This window comes from Bradyrhizobium oropedii, from assembly GCF_020889685.1.
GTDB lineage: Bacteria > Pseudomonadota > Alphaproteobacteria > Rhizobiales > Xanthobacteraceae > Bradyrhizobium > Bradyrhizobium oropedii.
The window spans coordinates 92,936-101,630 of record NZ_JACMYO010000005.1; the positions used below are offsets into that span (position 1 = coordinate 92,936).

At 63.2% G+C, this 8,695-nt stretch carries 10 protein-coding genes; 4 read left to right on the forward strand and 6 right to left on the reverse strand.

The features are described from left to right. Window positions 1-66: 66 nt before the first annotated feature. Together H8A95_RS03130 and H8A95_RS03135 are read right to left on the reverse strand one after the other, a co-directional pair. Window positions 67-591, reverse strand: coding sequence for a flavin reductase family protein (locus H8A95_RS03130; RefSeq protein ID WP_229181765.1), 525 nt, complete (start codon window positions 589-591; stop codon window positions 67-69). Continuing rightward, on the reverse strand, window positions 588-1,217 hold the full coding sequence (locus tag H8A95_RS03135) for an FAD synthetase (protein WP_229181767.1): 630 nt from the start codon (window positions 1,215-1,217) through the stop codon (window positions 588-590). The genes H8A95_RS03130 and H8A95_RS03135 overlap by 4 nt, the downstream gene beginning before the upstream one ends. Before the next feature lie 276 nt (window positions 1,218-1,493). Between H8A95_RS03135 and H8A95_RS03140 the strand changes: the two genes are divergently transcribed. Both H8A95_RS03140 and catC read left to right on the forward strand, forming a co-directional pair. Beyond that, window positions 1,494-3,071 carry a 4-hydroxyphenylacetate 3-hydroxylase family protein gene (locus H8A95_RS03140; protein WP_229181769.1) on the forward strand — a complete coding sequence of 526 codons (1,578 nt, stop codon included), beginning with the start codon at window positions 1,494-1,496 and terminating at the stop codon, window positions 3,069-3,071. 122 nt (window positions 3,072-3,193) lie between these two features. Continuing rightward, window positions 3,194-3,484 (forward strand): muconolactone Delta-isomerase, encoded by a 291-nt coding sequence (gene catC, locus H8A95_RS03145; protein WP_163151442.1) that lies wholly within the window; start codon window positions 3,194-3,196, stop codon window positions 3,482-3,484. A gap of 2 nt (window positions 3,485-3,486) precedes the next feature. Here the strand turns inward: catC and H8A95_RS03150 are convergent, their stop codons facing one another. The 4 genes from H8A95_RS03150 to H8A95_RS03165 all read right to left on the reverse strand — a co-directional run bounded on the left by H8A95_RS03150 (window position 3,487) and on the right by H8A95_RS03165 (window position 7,707). Beyond that, complete coding sequence (locus H8A95_RS03150; protein WP_229181770.1) at window positions 3,487-4,077, reverse strand: TIGR02281 family clan AA aspartic protease; 591 nt, start codon at window positions 4,075-4,077, stop codon at window positions 3,487-3,489. A gap of 25 nt (window positions 4,078-4,102) precedes the next feature. Continuing rightward, on the reverse strand, window positions 4,103-4,306 hold the full coding sequence (locus H8A95_RS03155) for a DUF1289 domain-containing protein (protein WP_229181771.1): 204 nt from the start codon (window positions 4,304-4,306) through the stop codon (window positions 4,103-4,105). 256 nt (window positions 4,307-4,562) lie between these two features. Then, the gene (locus H8A95_RS03160; RefSeq protein WP_229181773.1) at window positions 4,563-6,167 is read right to left on the reverse strand and encodes a sensor histidine kinase; all 1,605 of its coding nucleotides are present in this window, start codon (window positions 6,165-6,167) and stop codon (window positions 4,563-4,565) included. A gap of 667 nt (window positions 6,168-6,834) precedes the next feature. Continuing rightward, the gene (locus tag H8A95_RS03165; RefSeq protein ID WP_229181775.1) at window positions 6,835-7,707 is read right to left on the reverse strand and encodes an NAD(P)-dependent oxidoreductase; all 873 of its coding nucleotides are present in this window, start codon (window positions 7,705-7,707) and stop codon (window positions 6,835-6,837) included. Between the two features lie 216 nt (window positions 7,708-7,923). Here H8A95_RS03165 and H8A95_RS03170 point away from each other — a divergent pair, with 216 nt between their 5' ends. Then, window positions 7,924-8,361 (forward strand): VOC family protein, encoded by a 438-nt coding sequence (locus tag H8A95_RS03170; protein ID WP_229181776.1) that lies wholly within the window; start codon window positions 7,924-7,926, stop codon window positions 8,359-8,361. Window positions 8,362-8,417: 56 nt separating this feature from the next. After that, a partial coding sequence (locus H8A95_RS03175; RefSeq protein WP_229181777.1) for an iron-sulfur cluster assembly protein occupies window positions 8,418-8,695 on the forward strand: 278 nt, incomplete at its 3' end.

Consider the following 8,695-nt stretch of genomic DNA (forward strand, 5'->3'; position numbering starts at 1 on the left):
TTTCCTCCTTTTCTTGCAGTTTGATCAAACTTGCATCCCCGTTTTCGGGAATATCGGTTGGTGGTCTCACCAAACAAATTCGTAAGCAGCATTCTCCAGCGTCGCGGGCGCGGGGTGCGGGTCGGCAAGGCTGCCGAAGCGGCCGCGGAAGAACAGCAGCGGTTTCTTGCCGGGCTCCAGCGCCATCTCGCGGACATGGCCGATGAAGATGGTGTGGTCTCCGGCGACGATCTCGTCGGCGAGGTCGGTCACAAAGTACGCCGCCGCATCGACGATCACGGGCAGCTCGTTGCGGCGTTCGAACACGTCGCGGAGGTCGCGCCTGGGCTTGCCGGCGAAATGCCAGGCGAGATCCTCCATGCCCTCGGCGAGGACGCTGACTGCAAAGCGGCCGGTGTTCTGGATGTTGCAAAGCATCTTCGCGCTCTTCGCGATCGAGATCGCGACCAGCGGCGGTTCGAGCGAAACCGACATGAACGCATTGGCGGTCATGCCGTGATCGCGTCCCTCGCAATGCGTCGTGATAATGGTAACACCGGTGCCGAACTGGCCGCAGGCGTTGCGCAGCTCGCGTGGATCGATGGCGGTCATTGGCTGGCGACCTCGAATTGGACCAAGCTCGGTCGATTGGCGGATGGCGCGGTCACGATGTCCCGCCAGTTTTCCAGCGCCGACGCGGCAGCGGCAAGGCCGGACCGTCGCAGCGCGCGGATCCGGCTGCTGGAGACGATCTCGCCATTGCCGCAGCGCACCGGCGGCAGGATGCGCGTGTTGAAATGTTGCCGCAGCAGCAACGCGGTGCCGCCCTTGCAGGACCCGAAGCGGAAGTCCTCGCCGACGATCACTTCACGCGGGTGCAGGCGCTGCAGTTCTGCAAGGAAGTCGGCCGCGGTGCGGCGGACATAGATCTGGTTGAAGTCGGCGACGACGACATGATCGGGCGCGAATGTTGCGATGCGCTCGAGCTTTTCTCGGAGCGGGATCAATGCCTCGGCCTGGCCGAAATACACTTTTGGCGGCGGATCGAAAGTGTAGACCACGGCAGGAACATCGCTGCGCTGCGCTGCCGCAATGGTCTGCCGGAGCAGTTCTTGATGGCCGCGGTGGACGCCGTCAAATGCGCCGATCGTGACGACGCAGGCATCGAGGGCCAATTCGCCATCGCGATGGAAAGCGACAGCGGTGCTGTCAAAACCTTTGCCCAAACCTTTGACCATGGCTCGCTCCGGTTTTCGCTCCCTATGCCGTGCTGTGCATTGCTGCATCGGCCTCGGTGTTGCATCGGCTGGACGATCGCTGCCGTCTGGTCGGTGCGAGCTGAGTCATAGCCCGAGCCGCGACGGACTGCGCGGTATGGTGTGATACCTTTCGCCCGCTCCGGGTGAGCGCGTAGCTTTTCCTCCGATGTCACGCCGACCAAGAGCGTGACGGGATGGTCCGGCCCGGTGCGGCAATGCCCCGCCGGTCCGACGACACAAGCGGAGGAGAAACCCATGACCACAGCAGCAGCCCTGCGGGCCGATGCGCCTGCGTTAACCACCAGCGTCTATACCGGTGCGGAATTCCTGGACAGCATCCAGGACGGCCGGGAAATCTACATCTATGGCGAGCGCGTCAAGAACGTCACCCAGCATCCCGCCTTCCGCAATTCGGCGCGCATGGTGGCGCGCTGGTACGATCGCTTCCACGAGAAGAAGGATCAGATCGGCGTTCTGACGGACACCGGCTCGGGGCAGCTGACCCATCCGTTCTTCCTCGGCTCGAAAACGGCCGATGATCTGATCAAGGGCCGCGATGCGATCGCCGAATTGCAGAAGGTCGCGTATGGCTGGATGGGCCGCTCGCCGGACTACAAGGCGGCGTTCCTCGGCACGCTCGGTGCGAATTCGGGCTTCTATGGCGAATACGCCGGCAACGCAAAGAAGTGGTATTCGCGAACCCAGGAACGGATCGACTTCTGGAATCACGCCATCGTCAATCCGCCGATCGACCGCGATCGCGCCATCGAGGAGGTGCGCGACGTCTTCATGCATGTCGAGAAGGAGACCGACGCCGGCCTGATCGTCTCAGGCGCGAAGGTGGTCGCGACCGGATCGGCACTGACGCACTACAATTTCATCGCCCACTACGGCATCCCGATCAAGGACAAGTCGTTTGCGCTGATCTTCACGGCGCCGATGGATGCCAAGGGCATCAAGCTGATTGCCCGCTCGTCCTACGAATTCACCGCGGCCGCGACCGGTTCGCCGTTCGATTATCCGCTGTCGAGCCGCTTCGATGAGAACGACTCGATCCTCGTTTTCGACAAGGTGCTGGTGCCCTGGGAGAACGTCTTCATCTATGGCGACGTCGACAAGATCAACCAGTTTTTCCCGGCGTCGGGCTTCATCCCGCGTTTCACGCTGCACGGCGTGACGCGCCTTGCCGTCAAGCTCGACTTCATCGCTGGCCTGTTCTCGATGGCCGTCGAGGCGACCGGTTCGAAGGATTTCCGCGGCGTGCAGACCGCGGTGGGCGAGGTGATTGCCTGGCGCAATCTGTTCCACGGCATAGCCGATGCGATGGTGAAATCGCCGATCGACTGGCAGGGGACCGATGGCTACAATCTTCCCAATCTGAACTACGGGCTGGCCTATCGTGTGTTCGCGCCGATGGCGTATCCGCGAATCAAGGAGCTGATCGAGCGCCACGTCGCGAGCGGCCTGATCTATCTGCCGTCGAGCTCGGCCGATCTGGAGAGCGAGGCGATCCGGCCCTATCTCGACCGCTTCGTGCGCGGCTCCAACGGCTACGCCGCGATCGACCGGATCAAGCTGCTCAAGCTGCTCTGGGACGCGGTCGGCTCCGAGTTCGGCGGCCGGCACGAGCTCTACGAGCGCAACTATGCGGGCAATTACGAGAACCTGCGTGTCGAGACCCTGATGGCCGCGAGCGCCACCGGCGATCTCGGCGCGATGCAGGATTTCGTGCGCAATTGCATGAGCGACTACGACGTCTCGGGCTGGACGGCAAAGGACCTCGTCAACCCCGACGACATCAACCTCGTCAGCCGCGGTCTGGTGCAAGGCTGAGGACAAGGCTGACGACAGGGCTGACGATCTCGTAGACAGATCGATGGAGCCGCCGCGATCCGCGGCGGCTCCGCGCCGTCTCCATGGTGCCGTATCATTGCTTGCAGAAAGAGTTCATCATCATGCTGTTCCACGTCGAAATGGATGTGCGGATTCCGCACGACATCCCGGCCGAAAAGATCGATGCGCTGAAGCAGGCCGAGCGGGTCCGCGCCATGGAGCTGCAGCGCACGGGCGCCTGGCGCCATTTGTGGCGTGTCGCCGGCCGCTACGCCAATGTCAGCATCTTCGACGTATCGGGCGCGCAGGAGTTGCACGACATCCTGTCCAGCCTGCCGCTGTTTCCGTTCATGGAGATCCAGGTCACGCCGCTGTGCCGGCATCCATCGTCGATCCACGACGACGATAGGTAAACCTAGTCGACGACCGTGCGCGGGCGCCGGTGGCGGCTCGAGGTGCTGATGCTACCGGTGACGTCGGGGTATCCCGTCAGGCTCAGCGTGTCGGAGCGCACGCCCCAGCTTTCGAGCCGGTCGAGGAAGCTCATGCCGAGCAGGTTGGTCTTCATCTGCCCGCGCTGCACCACCAAGGCCGGCACGGATTTCTCGACCAGCTTGCCGACCGCGAGCCTGTCGAGGGTCAGGCGCGCCGCCTTGGTGTGACCGCCGGCGGTCTCCAGGTCGACATTGTATTCGAGCATTTCGGTCGGCAACCCGATCGCCTTGGCGGTCTCCCAGGTCAACACGACCGAGGTCGCGCCGGTATCGATCACCATCGGCGCGCTGACGCCGTTGATCTTGGCGCGGAACGCGAACTCGCCGCCCTGGCTGCGTGCGATCTGCACCGCGGGGGCCGAGCTGGAAGAGGAGGTTGAGGCGACGATGGTGCGGCCGAAGATCTGGGTCAGGTTCTGCCTGGCGCGCGCGATCTGATCGGGATCGCCATAGGCGACGACGGCGCCGGCGGTTGCCATCAGCAGCAGGATGATGAGGAGGATGCGGGTCATGGAGCACCTCCGGTCGTGGTGCCGGTCATGCGCGCTTCGGACGCGGCTCCATGCGCTCGAGCCCGGCCTCGGCCATGCGCGCCGGCAGCGTCGACATGACGGACAGCCGCTCCGTGGTGTCCATCTTGTGCCAGCGCGCGATCTCGGGAAGCGTGCGACCACAGCCGAAGCAGAGCTTCGTCCTGGGGTCCATCATGCAGACTGCGATACACGGCGTTTCTGAGCTCATTGTTCAACTGTTGAACCGTTTCAGCCGCCGGTGCAAGCCGGCTGACGCGGGATGCCGCATCACGCCTCGGCTTCTTGTCGCGAGCATGGTTCTGGCGCGAACGCCTTGCGTTTGTTGTCAAAGCGTTTTCGAGCGAAGTGGATACCGGTTCGCGTAAAGAAAACGCGGCGAGATAAGAGTCTGGAGCCCCGTTCCGATTCCATCGGAACGGAAGAGGCTCTGGCGATAACCGCGTCACGATCTTCCGCGACATGCTCTACAATCCGGTGCCGGCACTCATGATCGACTTGCGGCGCACGCGTTTGCGGTCACCGCTCATCGCGGGCTCGACCGGCTCCGGCTGCATCGGCGGCGATTCTTCCGCCATCGGCGCCAGCGCGCTCATCACCCGTTCCGGCGGCAAGGTCACGATCACCTCGGTGCCGATACGCAATTTCGACTTCAGCGTGAAGGTGCCGCCATGCATGTCGATCAGGCTTTTCGCGATCGGCAGGCCAAGGCCCGCGCCCTGTTCCGCCGACTTGATCGAGTTGGAGCCCTGGCCGAACGAGGCCAGCACGACCGGGATTTCGTCCTCGGCGATGCCGCTGCCGGTGTCCTTGACGCTCAGATACTGCCCGCCCGACGCAGTCCAGCCGACCTTCAGCCAGATCTCGCCGCCCTGCGGGGTGAACTTGATCGAGTTGGAGAGCAAATTGAGCACGACCTGGCGGATGGCGCGCTCGTCGCCCCAGATCCTGGGCATGCCGTGCTCGAACACTTCGTGGATGGTGATGCCGCGGCTGGAGGCGCGCAGCTTCAACAGATGGTGGCAGTCGGCGACGACATGCACCAGCGCCACGGCCTCTTCGTTCAGCTCGTAGCGGCCGGCCTCGATGCGCGACAGATCGAGGATCTCGTTGATGAGATTGAGCAGGTGCACGCCGGAATTATGGATGTCGGCAGAATATTCCTTGTACACGGGCACGGCATGCGCGCCGAAGATCTCGCTCTTCATCACCTCGGAGAAGCCGAGGATGGCGTTGAGCGGCGTGCGCAGCTCGTGGCTCATCTGGGCCAGGAAGCGCGACTTGGCGACGTTGGCGGATTCGGCACGGTGCCGTGCTTCGTCGGAGATCGCCTTGGCCTGTTCCAGTTCGCCGATCAGCGCATCCTTTTCGGCGCGGGCCTCCAGCGTCGCCAGCGTGGTCGAATGCAGGCGGTGCGCGAGCAGGGCGAAATAGCCTTCGGCGGCAAGCGCGAGCAGCGCCAGCACGTAATTGTCGAACGCGCCGTTGAGCACGAGGTCGAGCGCGATCCCCACCGTCACCGGAACGGTCGCCGCGAGCGCTGCGATCGGCAGGCTCGCCGCCAGCATGCTGGAGACCGCGATCACCAGCATCATCAGGAACATCATCAGCGTGTTGGAAGCGAGATCGCGCCCGGCAGGGTGGATCAGGATTGCGGTCCAGCACAGGCCGTAGAGCAGGTCGAGCAGCACGAAGCGCGTCCGCCATTTGCGGGTCACCGCGACCGAGGTGGGCTCGGCGAGGAAGCGGGCGCAGCTGCGGATGATGGCGACATGGACGCAGAGGATGCCGAGCGTCCAGGCCCCGGCCATGATCGGCTTCATCCAGAGGCCAAACAGCACGCCGGTTGCCACCACCAGCAGCATCACGACGTAGGACGCAGATATCCGGGTCTGGGCGTATTGGCGGAGCAGTTCGGCGTCGAATGCCGGGCGGGTTCCACTGGTTGACGTTAACCGATCCCGCGCCTCGCGCACCCGCTGAGCAGCGACGCGCCGGCTGTTGACCGACACCGTCACCTGAGGTCCTGCCGGAAGCTGTACAACTTCAGGCTTTTCTGCGGGATTACTCATCAACAACACAAATCCTGCGCGCGAACCGCGCGCGCCTTTTGCATTGTCTATCTGTGACGCCAATTCATTAAGCGTTACCTTAAAGAGCTAAAGAAAGGCGTTAACCGGAGGTTAAATTAACTTTTGCGCGGGGGGCGTAACGGACCCGCACAATATCCGTCGCGGGACCGGCTTGCGGACGCCGTGCTCGATGGCTAGGCGGATCGTGCCATATTTTTATCTTGTCGTTTCGTGGGGTCTCAGCGTTACAGGTGAGCCAAGGGGCTCGACTTATTCAGCGTAACCGCCAACTAGAAGTTGAGTGCAGTGTCGCCGTAATTGAGGGTGTCCACACAATTTCTGAATAATGGAAATGTGCCCCTGATTTGCCCGACATGTCAAGTTGCCATATCGAATGCCGGCGGCCGGCCAGCTCCTTTGCATGGGGTTGTTTTCGATATTTTGGCAGCGCGACCTTCAAAGGGGAAATTCTCCTTCGCGAGACGACGCTGCATGGCTGGTGACCCGCCGGCGGGTCACCATGGCGCTGAAGTGTGACTCGCATTCGGTCGTCATTGCGAGGAGCGACAGCGACGAAGCAATCCATGCTTCCGCAGAAGCGGGCAGATGGATTGCTTCGCTTCGCTCGCAATGACGGTTGTGTCTCACGAATCTATGATTCCAGGTACTAGCGCTGCAGACGCGCCAGCAGGCTCGACGTATCCCAGCGCTTGCCGCCCATCTTCTCGACCTCGGCATAGAACTGGTCGACCAGCGCGGTGGCGGGCAGGGTGGCGCCGTTGCGGCGGGCTTCCGCCAGCGCGATCGAGAGATCCTTGCGCATCCACTCGACGGCGAAGCCGAAATCGTACTTGCCCTCGTTCATGGTCTTGTAGCGGTTCTCCATCTGCCAGGACTGCGCTGCGCCCTTCGAGATGGTCTCGATCACGGCGGCGACGTCGAGGCCACTCTTCTTGGCGAAGTGGATGCCCTCGGAGAGGCCCTGCACCAGGCCGGCGATGCAGATCTGGTTGACCATCTTGGTCAGCTGGCCGGCGCCTGCCGGTCCGAGCAACTTGCACATTCGCGCGTAGGCGCCGGTGATGATCGGCTCGGCGCCCGCGTAGGCGTCTGCGCTGCCGCCGCACATCACCGTCAGCACGCCGTTCTCGGCGCCGGCCTGGCCGCCGGACACCGGCGCATCGACGAACTTGAAGCTGGCCTTGGTGGCGGCGGCATCGAGCTCGCGGGCGACCTCGGCGGAGGCGGTGGTGTGATCGACGAAGGTCGCACCCTTCTTCATGCCGGCGAAGGCGCCATCGGGGCCGATGGTGACCGCGCGCAGGTCGTTGTCATTGCCGACGCAGCACATCACGAAGTCCTGGCCTTCGGCTGCGGCCTTCGGGGTCGGCGCAGTCTTGCCGCCGAATTTGTCGGCCCATTCCTTCGACTTCGCTGCGGTCCGGTTGTACACGGTGACCTCATGGCCGCCCTTTTTCACGAGGTGTCCCGCCATCGGGAAACCCATTACGCCGAGACCGAGAAAAGCGACTTTAGCCATATCTGCTACCTTGTGCCTGATACCTTGTGATTTGCCGTGGTGATCGCCCCTTAGGACCGCCGGAAAACGTCGCGGCGGGTAGGGCATTCCGTCCATGGAAGGAGCCGCACCATACCCCCTGCGCAGCGGAGGGCAACGGCTTCGTTGGATGGCAGACCCCGGTTTTGTGCTAGGATCGGCCCACCAAAGAAGCTCACAAAAAAGGGAGTGTATCGCATGGGCATGAGCGTCGGAGTGCTCGATCATTTCAATATCCGGACCCGGAATCTCACCGCCACGGTGCGGTTCTACGAGGACATTCTGGGCCTGGAAAAGGGTGCGCGGCCGAACTTCGCGTTCCCCGGTGCGTGGATGTACAGCGAGGGCAAGGCTGTCGTGCATCTGGTCGATATTTCGGCGACCGACGAGGCACAAAAGCCGGACTCCGGCGTCGTCCATCACGTCGCCTTTGCAAGTCACGGCTTCGACGGAATGCGGAAGCGGCTTCAGTCCAAGGGCATGGAATTCGACTCGCGCCAGGTTCCCGGCGGCGATCTCTGGCAGATCTTCGTGAACGACCCCAACGGGGTCATGATCGAGCTGAACTACGAGGCCGCCAAGGAAGGGGCCTCGGCCGCGCCGGCCGAGCGGCGGGACGACGTCGGAGCGAGGTAGCCTTTTGCGCTGCAACGCTCTATGGGTGCACTCTTGAATTTTCCAGGAGATGCGCGGTGAGCGTGACGCAGCAACAGGTTCTCGATGGCCTTGCCAAGGTGATGTCGCCGCGCGGCGTCCCCTTGACCAACGCCAATGTGCTGTCGGCGATCACGGTCACCGACGGCAAGGTGTTCTTCTCGATCAACGTCGATGCGGCGGAAGCCCGCGCCTGGGAGAGCGTGCGTGCGCAGGCCGAGAACGCCGTGCGTGCCATTCCCGGCGTCAGCGTCGCCATGATCGCGCTGACCGCGGAGCGCAAGGCGGGCGCTGCGGCGCCAGCGCCGCGGCCAGC